At 73.2% G+C, this 18,472-nt stretch carries 15 protein-coding genes and 1 riboswitch; of the genes, 8 read left to right on the forward strand and 7 right to left on the reverse strand.

Annotated elements, in window-relative coordinates; translation table 11 throughout:
* Nucleotides 1-41: 41 nt before the first annotated feature.
* Nucleotides 42-320, forward strand: coding sequence for a hypothetical protein (locus ABZ272_RS14205; protein WP_355050358.1), 279 nt, complete (start codon nucleotides 42-44; stop codon nucleotides 318-320).
* On the opposite strand, the gene ABZ272_RS14210 is transcribed toward ABZ272_RS14205, so the two are convergent.
* Entirely contained in the window at nucleotides 289-2,361 is a 2,073-nt protein-coding gene (locus tag ABZ272_RS14210) for a glycogen debranching N-terminal domain-containing protein (RefSeq protein WP_355050359.1), read from the reverse strand. The genes ABZ272_RS14205 and ABZ272_RS14210 overlap by 32 nt on opposite strands.
* Entirely contained in the window at nucleotides 2,358-2,783 is a 426-nt protein-coding gene (locus ABZ272_RS14215; protein ID WP_355050360.1) for an SCP2 sterol-binding domain-containing protein, read from the reverse strand. Before ABZ272_RS14215 ends, ABZ272_RS14210 begins: the two co-directional genes overlap by 4 nt.
* A 306-nt stretch (nucleotides 2,784-3,089) precedes the next feature.
* Between ABZ272_RS14215 and ABZ272_RS14220 the strand changes: the two genes are divergently transcribed.
* On the forward strand, nucleotides 3,090-4,136 hold the full coding sequence (locus ABZ272_RS14220) for an NAD(P)-dependent alcohol dehydrogenase (protein ID WP_355050361.1): 1,047 nt from the start codon (nucleotides 3,090-3,092) through the stop codon (nucleotides 4,134-4,136).
* A gap of 19 nt (nucleotides 4,137-4,155) precedes the next feature.
* Here the strand turns inward: ABZ272_RS14220 and ABZ272_RS14225 are convergent, their stop codons facing one another.
* Nucleotides 4,156-4,665, reverse strand: a complete 510-nt coding sequence (locus tag ABZ272_RS14225) for a DinB family protein (protein ID WP_355050362.1) — start codon at nucleotides 4,663-4,665, stop codon at nucleotides 4,156-4,158.
* 78 nt (nucleotides 4,666-4,743) lie between these two features.
* Between ABZ272_RS14225 and ABZ272_RS14230 the strand changes: the two genes are divergently transcribed.
* Both ABZ272_RS14230 and ABZ272_RS14235 read left to right on the forward strand, forming a co-directional pair.
* Nucleotides 4,744-5,259, forward strand: a complete 516-nt coding sequence (locus tag ABZ272_RS14230) for a 2'-5' RNA ligase family protein (RefSeq protein WP_355050363.1) — start codon at nucleotides 4,744-4,746, stop codon at nucleotides 5,257-5,259.
* Nucleotides 5,260-5,462: 203 nt separating this feature from the next.
* Nucleotides 5,463-5,648 (forward strand): hypothetical protein, encoded by a 186-nt coding sequence (locus tag ABZ272_RS14235; protein ID WP_355050364.1) that lies wholly within the window; start codon nucleotides 5,463-5,465, stop codon nucleotides 5,646-5,648.
* A gap of 7 nt (nucleotides 5,649-5,655) precedes the next feature.
* Here ABZ272_RS14235 and corA read toward each other — a convergent pair whose 3' ends face one another.
* Nucleotides 5,656-6,786 carry a magnesium/cobalt transporter CorA gene (corA, locus tag ABZ272_RS14240; protein ID WP_355050365.1) on the reverse strand — a complete coding sequence of 377 codons (1,131 nt, stop codon included), beginning with the start codon at nucleotides 6,784-6,786 and terminating at the stop codon, nucleotides 5,656-5,658.
* Between the two features lie 134 nt (nucleotides 6,787-6,920).
* On the opposite strand from corA, the gene ABZ272_RS14245 reads away from it, so the two are divergent.
* From ABZ272_RS14245 to ABZ272_RS14260, 4 genes are all read left to right on the forward strand, one after another.
* Nucleotides 6,921-8,927 carry an amino acid transporter gene (locus ABZ272_RS14245; RefSeq protein ID WP_355050366.1) on the forward strand — a complete coding sequence of 669 codons (2,007 nt, stop codon included), beginning with the start codon at nucleotides 6,921-6,923 and terminating at the stop codon, nucleotides 8,925-8,927.
* Nucleotides 8,928-9,043: 116 nt separating this feature from the next.
* Nucleotides 9,044-9,155: riboswitch (SAM riboswitch) on the forward strand.
* 328 nt (nucleotides 9,156-9,483) lie between these two features.
* A complete protein-coding gene (locus ABZ272_RS14250) occupies nucleotides 9,484-10,329 on the forward strand; it encodes an ABC transporter substrate-binding protein (protein ID WP_355050367.1) in 846 nt (281 codons plus the stop codon).
* Between the two features lie 40 nt (nucleotides 10,330-10,369).
* Nucleotides 10,370-11,143, forward strand: coding sequence for an amino acid ABC transporter permease (locus tag ABZ272_RS14255; RefSeq protein WP_355050368.1), 774 nt, complete (start codon nucleotides 10,370-10,372; stop codon nucleotides 11,141-11,143).
* A complete protein-coding gene (locus ABZ272_RS14260; protein ID WP_355050369.1) occupies nucleotides 11,140-11,874 on the forward strand; it encodes an amino acid ABC transporter ATP-binding protein in 735 nt (244 codons plus the stop codon). The genes ABZ272_RS14255 and ABZ272_RS14260 overlap by 4 nt, the downstream gene beginning before the upstream one ends.
* A 39-nt stretch (nucleotides 11,875-11,913) precedes the next feature.
* Here the strand turns inward: ABZ272_RS14260 and ABZ272_RS14265 are convergent, their stop codons facing one another.
* The 3 genes from ABZ272_RS14265 to ABZ272_RS14275 all read right to left on the reverse strand — a co-directional run bounded on the left by ABZ272_RS14265 (nucleotide 11,914) and on the right by ABZ272_RS14275 (nucleotide 18,425).
* Nucleotides 11,914-13,209, reverse strand: coding sequence for a hypothetical protein (locus ABZ272_RS14265; RefSeq protein ID WP_355050370.1), 1,296 nt, complete (start codon nucleotides 13,207-13,209; stop codon nucleotides 11,914-11,916).
* A gap of 133 nt (nucleotides 13,210-13,342) precedes the next feature.
* Nucleotides 13,343-14,917: a Na+/H+ antiporter gene (locus ABZ272_RS14270; RefSeq protein ID WP_355050371.1), complete on the reverse strand. Its 1,575-nt coding sequence runs from the start codon at nucleotides 14,915-14,917 to the stop codon at nucleotides 13,343-13,345.
* Between the two features lie 115 nt (nucleotides 14,918-15,032).
* A complete protein-coding gene (locus tag ABZ272_RS14275) occupies nucleotides 15,033-18,425 on the reverse strand; it encodes a BTAD domain-containing putative transcriptional regulator (RefSeq protein WP_355050372.1) in 3,393 nt (1,130 codons plus the stop codon).
* Nucleotides 18,426-18,472: the final 47 nt, after the last annotated feature.

An 18,472-nucleotide genomic window follows, 5' to 3' on the forward strand; every position in this document is an offset into this window, starting at 1 on the left:
GATGTGACATCGCCCGACAGGGCGGCGCTGAGGGACACGAGATGAACGCGGACCGGATGGACGGCGAGACCGCCGAGCTGCTGCTCGGCGGTCTTCCCGTCGACGAGTCGGCCGGCTCGCATCCGGTCGGGCTGCTGCTGACGGCGGCCCGCGCCGCTGCCCGGCCCGGCGAGCTGGCCGGTCTGGGCAGCGCCGTGCAGGGCTTCCGCCAGGTCCAGGCGCAACGCCACCCGTCTCCCCCGGCCCAGCGGAAGGCGCCCGCGCAGGAGGACACGACGGCTGCCGATCTCAGGACCGGAACGGGGACGTCCGGGGCCTGACCGGCTGGAAGGAGCGCTCGCCGGCGTACGCGTCGGTACGGCCCCAACGCCCGGGAACGCCGAGCAGGTCGACACGGCCGAATCCCGCCGGCAGAGCGGGCCTGACCAGCAGGTCCTCACCGGTCGGCCGCAGACCCAGCAGGGTGCCGAGCAACATCAGCAGAGCTCCCGAGGACCACGACTGCGGGCGCCCGGCCGAGGGCAACTGGACCGGATACTTCGTCAGACTCCGCTCGTAGCCGGCGATCAACTCGGGTACCGCCCCGCCCAGCGTCTGGGCCAGGTCGAAGATGCCGTTCGCGATCCGGGCCGCGTGGGCGTCGAACCGGTAGTGCCGCAGCCCGGCGGCGATCAGGGCGTTGTCCGACGGCCACACCGCCCCCAGGTGCGACCCCACCGGGTTGTACGGGCGCTGACCGGCGGCGTACGTCCGCACACCCCAGCCGTTGAAGAGCTGGGGCCCCAGGAGGTGCTCGGCGACCGCCTCGGCCCGATCGTCCGCGACGATCCCGCTCCACAGCAGGTGCCCGATGTTCGACGACAGGGCGTCGACCGGTTCGCCGTACGGGTCCAGCGCCAGCGCGTAGTACTCCCGGTGCGGCAGCCAGAAGTCCCGGTTGAACCGCTCCTTGAGCGCGGCGGCCTCCCGGTCGAGACGGTCGGCGTACTCCGGTTCGCCCCAGAACTCGCGGGCCAGCCGGGCGCCGCGCCGCTTCGCGTCGTACGCGTAACCCTGCAACTCGCAGGTGGCGCGGGGGAACTCGGGCAGCCGCCCCTGCGCGTCGATGATCGCGTCCGAGGAGTCCTTCCAGGACTGGTTGACCGCGCCGACGCGTTCGTTGCGGCGCTGGTAGCGCACGTAGCCGTCACCGGTCATGTCGCCGTACTCGTCGATCCAGTCCAGCGCCATCCGGGCCGGCTGGCGCAGCTCGCGGACGAGCTGGGCGTCACCGGACCAGCGCTCGTACTCGTCGATCAGCACGACGAACAACGGGGTGATGTCCGCGGCGGCGTAGTACACCGCGCTCGGTCGTTCGCCGAAGACGCTCGACTCGCCGTACCGGAGCTCGGAGACGATCTTGCCGGGCTCCTCCTCGCGTTCGTCGTCGAGGTGCCCGCCCTGCAACAGGGCCAGCATCCGCAGCGTGGCCGGCGTCAACTCCGGGGTGAACGCCAGCGTCTCCAGGCAGGTGATGATGCTGTCCCGCCCCAGGAAGGCCATCGACCACGGGAGGCCGGCGACCGGCACGCGCTCGGCGGTCGACAATGGCCGGTAGCGCAGCGCGGCCAGGTCGGCGAGGCTCCCCCGGTACATCTCCTCCAGGCCCCCGCGCTCGGCCACCAATTGCGGCGCACGGTCCAGCCAGGCCGCCAGGTCCTCCCGCATCCCGGTGCGGACGGCCCGCTGGTGCGCGTGGAGGCTGGCGCGCATGTCCTGGCCGCCCTCCCCGACGACGGTCAGGACGACGTGCAGGTCGGTCTCCCACCGCCCGTGCGGGGGGATGCGGATCCGGAACGTCATCCCGCCCTCGTCGACGTCGACCGCGGCGGTGCTGGTGACCGTCGTCTCGCGGACGAACCGCTGCCGCTCGTAGCGCAGGGTGAGCCGTCGGCGCGCGGAGTCGACGTCGACCCGTACGTCCCGCCGCCGCAGGTTCCCGATCTCGGTGATGTCGGCGAAGTCGCTGCCCATCTCCATCCGTAGGGTCAGCTCGGCGGGCTCCGGCGAGTGGTTCAGCACGGTGATCTTCTCGTGGAAGCACTCGTGGATCGAGCGGTGCCGGATGATCGACAGGTCGGCGTCGACGTAGTGGCTCGCGGCGCCGGGCACCAGGAAGAACCGGGTCTCGAAGTACGTCATGTCGTCCCGGGAGAGGGCGTTGATCCGCTCGCCGTCGACCGTCAGCACCCAGTGCGAGAGGAAGCGCGTGTCGAACGCGAAGAGCCCGACGGGCGCCTGTGGATCCACCTCGACGTCACCCTGTGCGTCGCTGATAGCGAACACGTTGCCGGCGAGGACGTGCACGAGCTCCTGTTTCATGGCCGGCCGTCCGGCCCGCCGGTCGCCGCCCGCCCGGCCGGCGCGCTCCGCCGGGCCAACGCGGCCCGCCCCAGCTCACGCGGGTGCCGGGCGCCCCGCGGCCCTGGCAGGACACGCCGCAGCACCAGCAGCAGCCGCATGTCGCCCCGCAGGGTCAGCTGGTTGCGCAGCAGCGCCGTGCCCGGGGGCAGGCCACCGTTGACCAACTCGTCGAAGACCGCACGGGGCGCGCGGACGACCAGGTCCGCGTCGTCGGCCGAGCGGCTGACCCGGATGTGCTGGTCCGCCACGGTCAGGTACCAGTGCTCGGTGTACCCGTCGTCGCGCAGGTCCAGCCGGAGCGTCCCGGCCATCGTCTCGGGCAGGGCGAAAGGCCGGCCCGTGTCCAGGTGCTCCAGGTAGCTCGTCGCCGTCATGCCCATCACATCCCCTCCCGCATCCCCGCAGAGTCCCTCCCGCCAGGGTGAGCGGGCCTCACCCGGATCGGGTGAACCCGCGAACTCCGCCCCCCGCCCGCGCGCCCGCGCGCCCGCGCCCGCGCCCGCGCCCGCGCCCGCGCCCGCGCCCGCGATCTTGCACTTTCGGTGGTGACATATCGGTCGAGAGAACACGAATCGACAGCAGAAACCGCAAGATCGCGAGAGGACTCGGGGTCGGGGGCCGGGTTTGTTTGATGCCCGGTGCAGTGGGGAGGCACCGACGCCAGGACGGCGACGGGAGGGGTCGACATGCGGGCGCTGCGGCTGCGGGAGTGGCGGTCGACACCGGAGCTGGTCGAGGTCGCCGAACCGACGCCCGGCCCGGGTCAGGTGGTGGTACGGATCGGCGGCGCGGGCGCCTGCCACTCGGATCTGCACCTGATGGACGAGTTCGAGCCAGGCGCGATGCCGTGGAATCCGCCGTTCACCCTCGGACACGAGAACGCCGGCTGGGTACACACGCTCGGCGCCGGGGTGTCCGGGTTGACGGTGGGGCAGCCCGTGGCCGTGTTCGGCTCGTGGGGGTGCGGCACCTGCGCCCGGTGCCGCGTCGGCATCGACCCGTACTGCGAGGACCCGGCCGGCGCGCCGGTGCCGAGCGGAGGTGGCGGGCTGGGCCTGGACGGCGGGATGGCCGAGTACCAGTTGGTCCCCGACGCGCGGCATCTCGTGCCGCTGCCGGACGGGCTCGACCCGGTGCACGCCGCCCCGTTGACCGACGCGGGTCTCACCCCGTACCACGCCATCCGGCGGTCCTGGTCGAAACTGCCGCCGGGCAGCACCGCCGTCGTGATCGGCGTCGGCGGACTGGGACACGTCGGCGTGCAGATCCTCAAGGCGACGACGGCCGCCCGGGTCGTCGCCGTGGACACCCGTACCGAGGCGCTGGACCTGGCGCGGGAGTGCGGCGCCGACCACACGGTGACGCCGGGGCCCGAGGCCACCGAGGACATCCGGCGGGCCACCGGCGGGCGGGGCGCCGACGTGGTGTTGGACTTCGTCGGCAGCGACGCCACCCTGACGCTCGGCGCGGCGGTGGCCCGTACCGTCGGTGACCTGACGATCGTGGGCATCGGCGGCGGCACCCTGGGAGTCTCGTTCTTCTCCGTGCCGTACGAGGTGAGCATCGCGACCACCTACTGGGGGAGCCGGCCCGAGTTGGTGGAGGTGCTGGACCTCGGCGCGCGGGGCCTGGTCCGTCCGAAGGTCACCACGTTCGCGTTGGAGGACGCCCTCGACGCGTACCGGCAGATGCGCGACGGGACGCTCGAAGGCCGAGCGGTGATCGTGCCGTGAGCCCGGCGGACGCCGTGGGTCAGCCGCGCTCGAGCAGGCCCCGGACGTAGGCGGCCTGGCCGGCATGCTGCGCGTCGTCGTCGGCGATGCTGACCAGCCGCACGCCGAGGCTGACCGGCGGGTCCCACGACTCGTCGACGATGCGGTCCAGGTCCGCCGGGCGCAACCCGGCGAGAAACGATCGGGTACGCGCCGAGACGGCGCCGAAGTAGTCGATGAGCGCCTGCGCGCTCTCCGGCCGTACCCCCGCGACCTGGGCGGGCGTGTGACCGTAGCCGGTGTCGTGCGGGTCCGCGACCAGGCCGAACCGCCCGGCCCAGTCGCCACCGGTCCAGATCTGCTCGGCGTCGAGCAGGTCGGCGACGTGGTGGTCCTGAACGCGGGTCAGGTGCCAGACGAGCCAGCCGATCGAGTTGGCCCCCTCGGCGGGCGCCCAGCGCAGCTGCTCCGGCGTGAGGCCGTCGACCGCCGTGCGGACGAGGTCGGGCAGCCGGTCGTACGTCTCGGTCAGCAGGTCACTCACGTCCACGGGTACGCCTCCTGGTCGGTCTTGGATCACCGTACCGCCGGCCACCGACGGCCGAACCTCGGCCGCTACCGTGATCACGTGGTCGCCGCGCTGGAGCTGTATCTGGACCCGGACGCCACGCGGCGGATCCGGGTGCTGTGGGACGCCCTGGAGGCCGAGGGTGTGCAGAGCATGCGCTCGCTGCTCCAGCAGCGCCACCGCCCGCACGTGTCCCTCGCGGTGGCGCCCCGTTTCGACCCCGAGCAGGTCGCCGAGGCGCTGGGCGGAACGGTCGTGGCGGCCCCGCTGCGCCTCGACTTCCAGCACGCCGGGCAGTTCGTCGGCCGGGTGCTGTGGCTCGGTCCGACGCCGACGGCGGAGCTGCTGGCGCATCACCGGCTGGTGCACGACCGGCTCGCCGCCGCCGGCATCGGACTGGTCGAGCACTACCAGCCGGGGCGCTGGGTGCCGCACTGCACGCTGTCCATGCGGGTGCCGAACACGCTGATGGCCGCCGCGGTGCGCCGCTGTCTGGAGGTGCTGCCGCTGACGGCGACAGTGGTCGGCGCGGCGCTCACCGACCACGCCCGCGACATCGCCCACCCGCTGCGTTGAGCGGGTCCGACCGCCGGGCGAGTTGTCCGGTTTGGCGGGCCTGAGTCGGGAAACCGAAAACAGGGGGTGCGGACGCGGCCCATCGTGGGATGGTTCGACGTGGATGCCGTACCGGTGGCGACCCGCGTGCGCGGGCCGCCCGGCCGGGCGCGCGGGGCACACCGCGTCGCCCGCGACGGCTTCGACGAGGAGAGGCAGGGCCCATGCAGGCTCAGCGCAGGCCACCGCGGAGCGAGCGGAGCCAGACCAAGCACGACCGCACCGGCGGTGGCATGACCGGTGCCGCCACCCCGCTGACCATCTGGGCCGCCGCCGTGCTGCTCGGTCGCATCGGCGCCGGCGACGACGACCTCGAGGACGAGCGGCACATCCTGCGCGGCATCGAGTGAGCGTCGTTCACAGCCAGCCGCGGCGCTTGAAGACCAGGTAGAGGGTGCCGCAGACCAGCACCATGAGCAGGAGCGCGAACAGGTAGCCGAAGCGCCAGTTCAACTCGGGCATGTGCACGAAGTTCATCCCGTACACCGTGCCGATCAGGGTGGGGGCGAACAGGATCGCGGCCCACGAGGAGACCTTCTTCAGCTCCTCGTTCTGCGCGTAGCTGGCCGCCGTGAGGCTGCGCATCTCCTCGTTCTGCTGCTGCGACACCAGGGTGGCGTTGACGGTGAGGATGTTCTGCAGCAGGTGCCGGAACCCGTCCACCCGCTCCACCACCTGGGTGAGGTGGTCGATGACGTCACGCAGGTAGCGGCGCAGCTCCTCGTCGGTGCCGTAGCTGCCGGCGCCGGCCGCCAGGGAGTCGAGCATGCCCAGCAGTGGGCGGGCGGCCCGTTGAAACTCGATGACCTCCCGGCTGAGCCCGTAGATGCGCCGGCTGGCGTTCGGGTCACCGCCGAACACCTGGGTCTCGATCTCGTCGATGTCGTTCTCCAACCCGGCGACCACCGGCGCGTACCCGTCGACGACCTGGTCCAGGATCGCGTACAGCACCGCCTCGGGACCCCGGGCGAGCATCGGCGCGTCGGCCTCCATGCGACGTCGTACCGCGGCCAGGTCGGGCGCCTCCCCGTGCCGGACGGTGACCACGAAACCGGGCCCGATGAACAGGTGCAGCTCGGAGAACTCCACCTCCTCCCGCAGGTCGTCGTAGCGGGCGGCGCGCAGCACCACGAACAGGGTGTGCCCGTACCGTTCCAGCTTGGGCCGCTGGTGGGCGTTGATCGCGTCCTCCACCGCCAGGTCGTGCAGACGGAACTCGCGCGCCAGCGAGGAGATCTGGTCGATGTCGGGCCGGTACAACCCGATCCAGGCCATCGCGTGCTCCTGCGTCTGCAGGCAGGCGTACGTCTCGGCGAGACCGGCCGGTGAGGCGAACCGGTGTCCCCGGATGTAGACGGCGCTGTCCACCAGACGGCCGGCGGACGGGCTCCCCGGCTGCGCGGGCGGGACGGCGCCGACCCGGGCCTCGTGCTCGTCGAGCTGGCGGCCGAAGCCGTCGCCCCGGCGGAAGCGGCGGCCACCAACCACGAGCCCGCTCCCCTCCCGGCGCTGCCCGGCCCGGGGTTCGGGACGGGAGCGCTGCTTCCCCGGTGCTTCCGACCCGAAACCCGAGGCCCGGGGCCGGTGCTCCGGACGAACGGTTTCCGCACACCGCCGGACGGATGTCGACCACACGGCGGATACTCGCGGTGACCATGGGCGGGACGGGGGTGACGCCGGTGGAGGTGGACAGGCGTGCCGGCCGGCGGACCGACCGGGTTCGGCGCTGGCTGCTCGCCGACGAGTCGCAGCAGCCCGTGCCGCAGGGCCCGGGCGGCCGCCCACCCGAGCAGCGGCACCACCCGTGGTGGAAGGTGATGTGCCTGACCGGCGTCGACTACTTCTCGACGCTGGGCTACCAGCCGGGGATCGCGGCTCTGGCCGCCGGGGCGCTCTCCCCGGTGGCGACCCTGGTGCTGGTGCTGGTCACACTGCTGGGCGCGCTGCCCGTCTACCGACGGGTGGCGGTGGAGAGCCCGCACGGCGAGGGCTCGATCGCGATGCTCGTACGACTGCTCAGCTACTGGCCGGGCAAGCTGTTCGTGCTGGTGCTGCTGGGTTTCGCGGCCACCGACTTCATCATCACCATCACCCTGTCCGCGGCCGACGCGACCGCCCACCTCGACGAGAACCCGTTCCTGCCCAGCGGCCTCAAGGGTCACGAGGTCGCCGTCACGCTGCTGCTGGTGGCGCTGCTCGGCGCGGTGTTCCTCAAGGGATTCGGCGAGGCCATCGGGATCGCCGTCGCCCTGGTCGCGGTCTACCTGACGCTGAACGCGGTGGTGATCGCCGACGCGCTGTGGCGGGTGGTGAGTCACCCCAGCGCGGTCGGGGACTGGACGACCGCCCTGACCACCGGACACGGGGATCCCCTGATGGTCGTCGCGCTGTCCCTGCTCGTGTTCCCGAAGCTGGCGCTGGGCCTGTCCGGTTTCGAGACCGGGGTGGCGGTGATGCCGCACATCCGTGGAGACCGCAAGGACTCGGAGGACCGGCCGCTGGGCCGCATCCGGGGCGCGCGGCGGCTACTCACCACCGCCGCCGCGACGATGAGCGTCTTCCTGATCACGAGCAGCGTGACCACCACCGTGCTGATCCCGCCCGAGGCCTTCCAGCCGGGCGGGGCCGCCAACGGCCGGGCCCTGGCCTACCTGGCCCACCAGCACCTCGGCGGAGTGTTCGGCACCGTCTACGACCTCTCCACCATCGCGATCCTCTGGTTCGCCGGGGCGTCCGCGATGGCCGGGCTGCTCAACCTCGTACCCCGGTATCTGCCCCGCTACGGCATGGCGCCGACGTGGGCCCGCGCGGTCCGGCCGCTGGTCCTGGTCTTCACCGGCGTGGCGTTCCTGATCACGATCATTTTCTCCGCCAGCGTCGACGCGCAGGGCGGCGCGTACGCCACCGGGGTCCTGGTGTTGATCACCTCGGCGGCGACGGCCGTGACGCTCGCGGCGCGGCGACGGCGTCAGCGCGGTCGCACGGTCGCGTTCGGGATCATCGCGGTGGTGTTCGTCTACACCACCGTGGCGAACGTGGTGGAACGACCCGACGGTGTGAAGATCGCCGCCTGTTTCATCGGCGCGATGATCCTGGTGTCGGCGCTGTCGCGGGTGATGCGGGCGTTCGAGCTGCGGGTCGACCACGTGCAGCTCGACGAGCTGGCGAGCGCGATGATCGACGAGCGGTCCGGACGCCGCATCCGACTGGTCGCACACGAGCCGGAGCGCCGCGACCTCGCGGAGTACCGCGACAAGCTGGCCCAGACCATGGCGGACAACGACTTCCCCGACGACAGCGACGTGATCTTCGTCGAGGTCCGGGTCACCGATCCGTCGGACTTCGAGACGGGGTTGCTGGTACGCGGCAGCGTGGCGCACGACCGTTTCCCGGTGCTCAGCCTGGCCAGCTCCTCGGTGCCCAACGCGCTGGCGGCGCTGCTGCTGGAGATCCGCGACCGCAGCACGCGCCGCCCCCACATCTACTTCGAGTGGACCGAGGGCGGCCCGGCCCGCAACGTGCTGCGTTACCTGGCGTTCGGGCAGGGCGAGATCGCCTCGGTGACCCGGGAGATCCTGCGCCGTCAGGAGCCGGACCAGACGCGTCGACCCCACGTGCACGCCGGTTGACCGGCTCGTCGAGCGCGGGCCGGTGCCGGTGCCGGTGCCGGTGCCGGTGCCGGTGCCGGTGAGCGTGGTCATATCGGCTGGACGACCGACCGGTTCCTGCTGCTAACCTCGGCGCAGGTCATGAGCGCCAGCGCGAAGCCCCGGCTCGCTGGCCGGCAACCCTCCTCCGCGGTGGGGTGCCCCGGGTGAAGACCAGGCACCGGCGGGACGTCGGTGCAAGCGTGGCCTGGCACCCAGGTCAGCACCAAGACCCGGGAGACCGCATGCACATCCTCAGCCCCACGCCACCGGCCAGCCGGCGTACGCCGGCCCTGACCCGGCGTCGCCACGTGGACCTGATGCGAATGCGCAGCGCGGCGTGTACCGCCGCCTAAAGCGCTAATCCCGCCCCCTCCCCGCCCCACCCTCTCGACCCTTCTTCGTGTCGATCATGAAGTTGTTGCCCGCCTGACCGGCGTGTCGTGGCAACAACTTCATGATCGACGGGGTCGACGCATCCCTTTGGAGTTCAGTTATGCGTATTTTTTCGCGTTTTGTTGTTGCTGGGGTTTCCCTGTTGACCGTTGGTGTTCTTGGTGCGTGCGGCGCTGGCGGGGGTGACTCTTCGGGGGGTGGCGGCGGGAACCCGTACGGCCTGGCGCAGCCGGGTGTGCTGCGGGCCGGCACGCTGACCGACGCCCCGCCCAACGTGTACCTCAAGGACGGCAAGTTCACCGGCTTCGACAACGACCTGCTGACCGCCGTGGCCGGCAAGCTCGGCCTGAGGGTGGAGTACGTCGGCACCGACTTCTCCGCGCTGCTGTCCCAGGTCAACAACCACAAGTTCGACGTCGGCAGCTCCTCGATCACCATCACCGAGGCGCGCAAGAAGACCGTCGACTTCGGCAACGGATACGACTTCGGCTACTTCGGGCTGGACGTGCCGGCCGGCTCGCCGATCAAGGGATTCGACCAGCTCACCGGTAAGCGGGTCGTGGTGGTGCAGGGCACCGTCCAGGACGACTACGCCACCGGCAAGCAGCTCGACCCGGTCCGCGTGCCGGACTACAACGGCGCGATCAACCAGCTCAAGGCGGGCACGGCCGACGCCTGGATCGCACCGGCCGAGATCGGCGAGAAGTCCGCCGCCGACAGCAACGGCAAGATCACCGTGGCGGCCAAGCAGCTCAGCCCGGCGCCGACCGCGTACGCCGTCGCCAAGGGCAGCGACAAGCTGCGCGAGGCGCTGAACAAGGCCCTCGACGAGGTCATCGCCGACGGCACCTGGAGCCGGTTGCAGGCGCAGTACTACCCGGGCCGGCCGATCCCGGCGGACTTCGAGCCGGGCAGCGGCAAGGCGGCAGCCCCGGCCACGCCGTCCGGGTCGGCGCAACCGTCCGCGTCCGCGTCGGCCGCGTCCTGAGCTGGTGACGAGCGAGCAGGGGCGGTAGGAGAGGCGAACGATGGATCCGTTGAGCACCCTCTGGGAGACGTTCTTCGACGTCGACGCGATGCGCGAGGCGCTGCCCGAGATGCTGACCGTCGGGCTGCCCAACACGCTGATCCTGGCGGTCTCCGCCGCCCTGCTCGGCACGGTGCTGGGTCTGCTGCTGGCCGTGGCCGGCATCTCCCGCAGTCGGTGGCTACGCTGGCCGGCGCGCGTCTACACCGACGTGTTCCGGGGGCTGCCGGCCGCGGCCACGATCCTGCTGATCGGCGTCGGGTTGGCGCCGCTGGGCATGCGGGTGTGGGGGCCGGACCCGTACCCGCTGGGCATCCTCGCGCTGTCGCTGATCGCCGCCGCGTACATCGGGGAGATCTTCCGCTCCGGCATCCAATCGGTGGAGGCCGCCCAACTGGAGGGCGCCCGCGCGCTGGGTTTCTCCTGGACCGACGCGATGCGGCTGGTGATCATCCCGCAGGGCATCCGGCGGGTGCTGCCCGCCTGGGTCAACCAGCTCATCGCGCTGATCAAGGACTCCAGCCTGGTGTACTTCCTCGGCCTGGTGGCCAGCCAGCGGGAGTTGTTCCGGATCGGGCAGGACTACGCGGCCACCACCGGGAACGAGTCCGCGCTGCTGCTGGCGGGCCTGTTCTACCTGGCGTTGACCGTTCCGCTGACTCACCTCGTCAACTGGATCGACCGGCGGCTGCGCCAGGGTCGCCCGGCCACCGCCCCGGACGACGAGGACGACGACACGGCGCTGCTCGCCACGACGCAGGGAGACCGGCGATGACCACCACCTCGGTGAGCGTGCAGGCGCGCGACGTCCACCTGGCCTTCGGGCCCAACCGCGTGCTGCGCGGCGTCGACCTGACCGTGCCCCGCGGCGCGACGGCCTGCGTGATCGGACCGTCCGGTTCGGGCAAGTCCACCCTGCTGCGTACGCTCAACCGCCTCATCGAACCCGACCGCGGCGACGTGCTGCTGGACGGACGCAGCGTGCTGCGGGACGACCCGGACGCGCTACGTCAGCGGGTCGGCATGGTGTTCCAGCAGTTCAACCTCTTCCCGCACATGAGCGTGCTGCGCAACGTCACGCTGGCGCTGCGCCGACTGCGCAAGCTCGGCCAGGACGAGGCGGTCCAGGTCGCCCGCGCGCAGCTGGAGCTGGTGGGGCTCGCGGGCAAGGCCGACGCCCGGCCCGCGCAGCTCTCCGGTGGTCAGCAGCAGCGGGTGGCGATTGCCCGGGCGCTGGCGCTGCGACCCGAGGTGATGCTCTTCGACGAGGCCACCTCGGCGCTCGACCCGGAGCTGGTCAAGGGGGTCCTCGGGGTGATGGCCGACCTGTCCGCTGCCGGAATGACCATGGTCGTGGTCACCCACGAGATGGGCTTCGCCCGGCAGGTCGCCGACACCGTGGCCTTCATGGACCGGGGCGTGGTGCTGGAGGCCGGGCCGCCGGAGCGGATCTTCGAGGGGGCTGAGCATCCCCGGCTTCGCCGCTTCCTCGCCCAGGTGCTCTGAGGAGACCGCTCAGCCGGCCCGACGCGGGGACGCCCGCGCTCAGCCGGCCTGGTGGCGCAGGTGCGCGGCGAACGCCTTCAGGTCGCCGAGCAGTTCCAGGATGGCGTTGCGGTAGGCCACCGACGCCCACAGGTGCAGCTCCTCGTCGTCCAGCCCGCCGAACGCGAGCGACAGCGCCTTGCGGCGACGCCGGTCGAGCACCTTGTGCGGGCGCGCGAGCAGGTCACCCTCGCGCCGCAACGCCTGGAGGTAGGCGGCCACCGCCTCCTGGTAGTGCCGCCCGGCGACCCGTTCCAGCAGGGTGAACTCGAAGACGTTCAACGCCGCTTCGGAATCCCAGTACGCGCTGTCGCGCACCGGCGCGCTCGCCACGTGCCGACCCATGGCGTGCCGGGCCTCGTACAGCAGCAGCACGCCCCGGCCGGTGGTGCTCAGCGGTCGGCGCGGCGTCGGCAGCCGCAGCGTCCGCACCGGCGCGGCGGCGGTCAGGTCAACCGCACCGGAGTACGTCGGCAGGCGCTGCGTCGTCGACGCCGGCTCGGGCAGCAGGCAGGCCAGCTCCTGGTAGGGCACCGGGCCGCCGGAGGGCAGGGCGCGTACGGTCGCCTCGTGCAGCTCGCTGAGCGGCCGGTCGTCCGGGGGGCGCCCCGGCGGCAGCGTGAGCACGAGGCCGTTGGCGCCGGGCACGGGCACGCCCAGCACGCAGGAGTTACGCAGGAACGCCCAGGTCGCCGCCGCTTCGCGGATGCCACTCGCCACGGCCTGCGCGTCCGCGCGCCAGTCCTGGGCGATCCGTAACCGCCGCGCCAGGTCGGCGGTGGCCGCGCCGTCGTGCGGGTAGAGCTCCCGTACGGCCCGGGGCAGCGACCCCGGGCGCAGCGCCAACGGGTCACCGGTGGGCGCGGCCACGGCGTGCCTCGGGCAGTCGGCGTCCGAGTGCGGGTCACCGTCGACCGCGTGGCAGTCGCCCAGCCAGCTCGCCCCGGGTGGCCCCGCCGGACGGGCGAACGCCAGGTGGGGCAACCGGCCGGTACGCAGGACCGTCTCGTACTGCGGGCGGGCGCGGCCGGCCCGCAGCCCGTCCAGCGGCAGCACGGGGGCGAGGGTCACCACGGCGGCGAGGACGACGCAGTGCGGGCAGGCGTCGCGGACGCGGTAGCGGCGGAGGTGGTCGACGCCGGGCTGTTCCCACTGGACGCCGACGACGGCACCTTCCTGCGCCATCAGGTAGAGGAACTGGGTGGCGACCCGCTCGCGGGTGACCGAGGCCAGCTCGTCGAGGAACTGCCGCTCGGTGACCACCCGCGGCTCGGCCGCGCTCGCCCCGCTGGTCATGGACACCCCCACCCGGACCGAACGCATCGACGATCGCCGAACGGCTTTCACCGTACCCGCCGACGGCCTGCCCTCATGCCCCGTACCGGGCCGAGCCCATGTCACCAATCCGTCACGTGCGGACCGCCGCTGGTCACTCGGTCGGACCGCGGCCCAGCAGCCGGATCTCCTCGTTGTCCAGCGCCGACTGGAGCTCCTGGAGCACCAGGTCGTCGATCTCCCGGTTGTCGCGCAGCCGCGTCAGCTCCCGTCGCTTGTGGGCGAGGACGCCGAGACGCAGCCGGAGCTCCAGCTTGCGTTCCTTGGCGGTTCGACCACCGGTCTCGTTGAGGTCGGCCAGGTGTCGCTGGTACTCGGCCCGCAGCCGGCGGACGGCCTCCTCCTCGGCCCCCACCTCCTCGGCGACTTCGGGCAGGGCGTCCAGGCCGGCCTGGGTGGCCCGCCGGCGGGCGTGTCGGGCCTCGTCGACGCGCTCGGGGTCGCCGGACAGCCCCGCCCAGCGCACCACAAGCGGCAGCGTGGTGCCCTGCACCAGCATGATCAGGACGATCACCAGCGCCGTGACGAAGATGATCAGATCTCGCTCGACCACCGGGCGACCGGAGACCGTCATCGTCGGCACGGCCAGCGCGGCGGCGAGCGACACGGCGCCCCGGAAACCGGACCAGCCCGCGACCGTGCCGACCCGCCAACTCGGTGTCGTGCGCTCCTGCTCCGCCATCCGAAGACGCCGCAGCCGCACCGACTGCGACGTCAGGTAGACGAAGCCCAACCGGGTGAGCACCACAGCGAGCGTCACCGCGAGCACGATCAGCACGGCCCTCGGGGGCGAGGTGCTGACGATGCCGCGAACCGCGCGGGGAATCTGGGTGCCGAGCAGCACGAACAGGCCACCGTTGATGAGGAAGGTGGACAGGTCCCAGAACGCGTAGGCCAGCACCCGGGAGCGGGCGCGGATCACCCGTGGGCCGGCGTACGCGAGCACCAGACCGGCGACCACGACGGCCAGCACACCACTGGCGTGCACCGCGCTGGCGAGCAGGAAGGCGCCGAACGGCGTCAGGACGCTCAGCGCGCCCTCGCGCAGCGGATCGTCGAGCCGCTTGCGGATCAACACCACGATGACGCCCACCAGCAGACCGGCGACCACCCCGCCGAGGCTGGCCCCGACGAACTCCTCGCCGATGCCCAGCGCCCCCGGTTGCCCGCGCTGGGTGAGCAGGCCCACGGTCACCGCGAAGATCACCAGGGCGGTTCCGTCGTTGATCAGGCTCTCCGCGTGCAGCGTGGTGAGGAGCTTGCGGGGCAGCCGCTTGGCCAGACCGGTGACCGCGGCGGCGTCGGTCGGCGCGAGGACCGCGCCGAGCACCCAGGCGGCGGCGGGGTTCACGCCGAACGCCTGGGCGGTCAGGGAGACGGTGATCATGGTGAGGACCACGAGCACCACGGCGAGCAGCCCGATCACCGGCAGGTTGGCCCGGATCTCCCGCAGGCTGATGGTCAGGCTCTCCCGGTAGAGGATCGCCGGCAGGAAGATCAGCAGCACCAGGTCCGGTTCCAGGACCAGGTCCGACAGCGGCGGCGCGAGCCCGAGCAGCACTCCAAACGCGATGAGCAGCACCGGCGGCGCGACCCGGTAGCGGCCGCCGAGGGTGGTGCCGATCAGGACGGTGACGCCCAGCACCACGATCAGCACGAGCCCCTGCACGGCGTACCCCCTAGATCCCCGATTGGCGGCGCAGGCCGGTGGTTCCATCTGACCGCACAGCGGTGGCCGGTTCCACAGGAACCGGCAAGTCGCCGGCTGCCGAGCGCGGCAGTGCTCAGGTCGGGTCGACTGCGCGGACGCGCGCGGTCAGCAGGCGGGCGCTCCGTCGGTGCGCGGCGGCCTCCTCGTCGTGGCCGAGCGCGGCGGCGAGGTCGGCGAGGTGCCCGGCGACCGGTCCCGCGTCGAGCACGCCGCTGCCGGCGGCCAGTTCGGCGGCGGCCGGCCGGAGCGCGGCGGCGGCGCGCTCGATGGCGGGCCGGTCGTCCACGGCGAGCGCCGCCCGGGCGACGAGGCACAGTCGCACCTCCCGCAGCAGGTCGTGCGGCCCGTCCGGGAGGGCCCGCAGCGCCGACACGGCGGCGCCGCGGTCACCGGAGTGGGCGAGCAGCAGCGGTCGGACCCACGGCTCGTGCGGGCCCCAGTCCAGTCCCGCCCAGTCCTCGTCGCCGAGACCGTCGACCGGCCGCCCGGCGGCGGGGACCACCCGACCATCCGCCGGGTCGCCGACGGCGTCGGCCAGGCGCAGGCCGAGCAGGGCGAGCGGCAGCAGCCCCTGGGCCAGGCCCGGCATGCCGTCGGTCGGCAACCGCTCGGCGGCGGCCCGGTACGCGGTCACCGCCGCGTCCCGGTCACCGACCCACGTCCGGCGCAGCGCGGCGTACCAGCCGGTGAAGACGCCGACGAGCGGCAGCTCGTACCGCTGCGCGAGGCGGTCGGCGGCGCGCGCGTGCTCGTCCGCGCCGGTCCGGTCGGCCCGCGCACAGCAGGTTTGGAGCAGGATGAGGTGGCCCAGCACCTCGAAGGTCACCAGGTGCCGCCGGGCGGCGAGGTCGACCAGCTCGGCGCCGATCCGGGCCCGGGCGTCGGCCAGCCCGACGCGGTCGAAGGCGTGCATGAAGCGCGCGTTCAGCGCAAAGGCCAGCAGCCCGGGGTCGTCGAGGGTCCGGGCGATCCGTTCGGCCTCGACGGCGGCCCGGCGGCCACGGTCATCGGTGACACCCCGCAGTTCCAGCGCGAGGGTGCTCAGCAGCCGACTGCGGTGCGCCGATCCGGACGGGCCGAGGCCGGTCAGGGCGTGCTCGGCGGCGCGGACGATCCGCTCGGAGAGCAGGTCGTCGTCGTTGCGGGTCCAGATGGCGGGCACGTCGAAACCGGCCAGCACCTGGGCGGTCAGCCGGGCGTCACCGAGCGCCTCGGCGTCGGCGATCGCCTCGGCACGGTGACGCCGCGCCTCGGCCAGGCGACCTGTCACCGCCAGCGAGCGCCCGAGGCCGAGCAGAGCCGTCAGCCGCTCGCGCCGCTCGGTCCCCCCGGCCCGGTCGTACGCCTCGACGACCTGCGCCCACAGCCGCGTGGCCTCGTGCGGGTTGCCGCCACGTTCGGCCCGCTCGGCGGCCGTACGGGCGTAGTCGGCGGCCCGGCGGGCGGCTGCCGGCCCTCCGGCGGACAGCAGGTGGTGCGCGAGCGTGGCGGGGTCGACGGGCTGTTGCCGCTGCAACGCCTCGGCCACCGCGGCGTGCCAGGCCGCGCGACGCGACGCGGACAGGTCGGCGTAGAGCGTGTCGCGGACCAGGATGTGGGTGAACCGTAGCCGCCCGTCGGACGCCCGCTCGGTCAGGAAGCCGGCCTGCAACGCGCGGTCGACGGCGTCCAGCAGCGCGGCCGGGTCGTCGGTCAGCGCGCCGAGCACGGCGGGGTCGACGTCCCGGCCGAGCACCGCCGCCTGCCGCAGCACGGTACGGGTTGGTGGGGGCAGCTGCGCGAGCCGGTGCCGGATGACGTCGCGCACCCCGGGCGGTACCGCCTCCAGCGCCGCGCCGCCCGCCTCGGCGTACAGCTGGGCCAGCTCCCGGACGAAGAACGGGTTACCCGCGCTGCGGCGGTGGATCAGCGCGACGGCGGGCGGGGCCAGTTCCGTGCCGGCGACGGCGCGGGCCAGTTCGCCGGTGGCCTCCAAGGACAGTCCTGCGAGGTACTCCCGCACGGGTTCGAGCCCGGCGGCCCGGGCCAGGGCGGCGGTCAACCCCCCGGTGATCTCGGTGGCCCGGTACGTGCCCAGGACCAGCACCGGGCCGGTGGCGGGTTGCGGGCCGGCGAGCAGTGCGGTGAGCAGGTCCAACGTGTCACCGTCGGCCCGGTGCAGGTCGTCCAGGACCAGCAGCAGCGGGCCCCGGTCGGCGACGGCGGAGAGCACCGACGCCACCGCGCGGTGTCGGCGGAATCGGGCCACGGCGGGATCGTCGACGCTGTCGGCGCCGGCCGTCCCACCATCGGACGGCAGGCCGCCCGGAACGGACTGCACGCCACCCGGAGAGGACGACACGCCGCCCGGAGAGGACGACACGTCCGAGCCGGTGAGCGCCTCGACGATCTGGGTCCACGGCCAGGCGGCCGGGGCGCCCTCGTACTCGGGACTGCGCCCCCACGCCGTGGTCCAACCCTCGGCGGCCAACTGCCGCGTCAGCGCCTCGGCCAGGGCCGTCTTGCCGGCGCCCGGATCGCCGCTGAGCAGAGCGAGCGTGGGCCGCCCGGAACGGGTGGCGGCCTCGGCGGCACGCCGCAGTCGCTCCCGCTCCGCGTCCCGCCCCACGAACGGCCGCCGCGACGCCGATCCGCCGTCGAGAGCGGCTCCGGCCCGGTCCGGAACGGCCACCGTGGGGATGTCGGTGAGGTGTGGGGCCTGCGCGAGGATGTCGGCCTCCAGCCGGCGCAACTCGGGGCCCGGGTCCACCCCCAGCTCCGCCACCAGGACCGCGCGGGCCTCGCGCAGGGCGGCCAGCGCCTCGCCCTGTCGGCCGGCCCGGTAGCGGGCCAGGGCGAGCAGCCGCCAGGCGTCCTCGCGCAGCGGATGGGCGGCGAGGTGGCCGGGCAGGTCGGCGGCGGCCTCGTCCGGCCGACCCAGCGCGAGCAGCGCCTCGGCCCGGCGTTCCACGGCGAGCATCCGCAGCTCGTCCAGCCGGTTGACCTCCGCCACGGCCCAGCCCTCGCCCACGCAGTCCGCGTACGCGGGCCCACGCCACAGCCCGAGCGCCGCGTCCAGCGCCGCGAGGGCCGGCGCGGGCAGCTCCGCCGTCAGGAGCCGACCGGCCTCGCCGACCGCCGCCTCGAAACGGTCGGCGTCCACCGCGTCCGGGGTGGTCCGCAGCGCGTACCCCGAGGGCTCGGTGACCAGGAGGCCGGATGGCTGCCGGGGCGGCCGGTCGGGCTCCAACGCCCGGCGGAGGTCGGCGACGAACGTCCGGATCGCGCCCACCGCGCGCTCCGGCGGAACCTCCCACAGGTCGTCGACGAGACGTTCCACCGGCACCACCCGGCCACCGGCGATCAGCAACCGGGCCAGCACCAGTCGCTGCCGGTGCCCCCGCAGCGCAACCGGACCGGTCCCGGCGACGGCGGTCACCGGCCCGAGCACGCCGAACGTCACCGGTGCCGTCGGCTGCCTGGTCATGGCCTCAATCTAGCCCGCGCTGATCCGACGCTGACCGTCCGCTGATC

Origin of the sequence: Micromonospora sp. NPDC005979 (assembly GCF_040614415.1) — a bacterium.
Taxonomy (GTDB): domain Bacteria; phylum Actinomycetota; class Actinomycetes; order Mycobacteriales; family Micromonosporaceae; genus Micromonospora.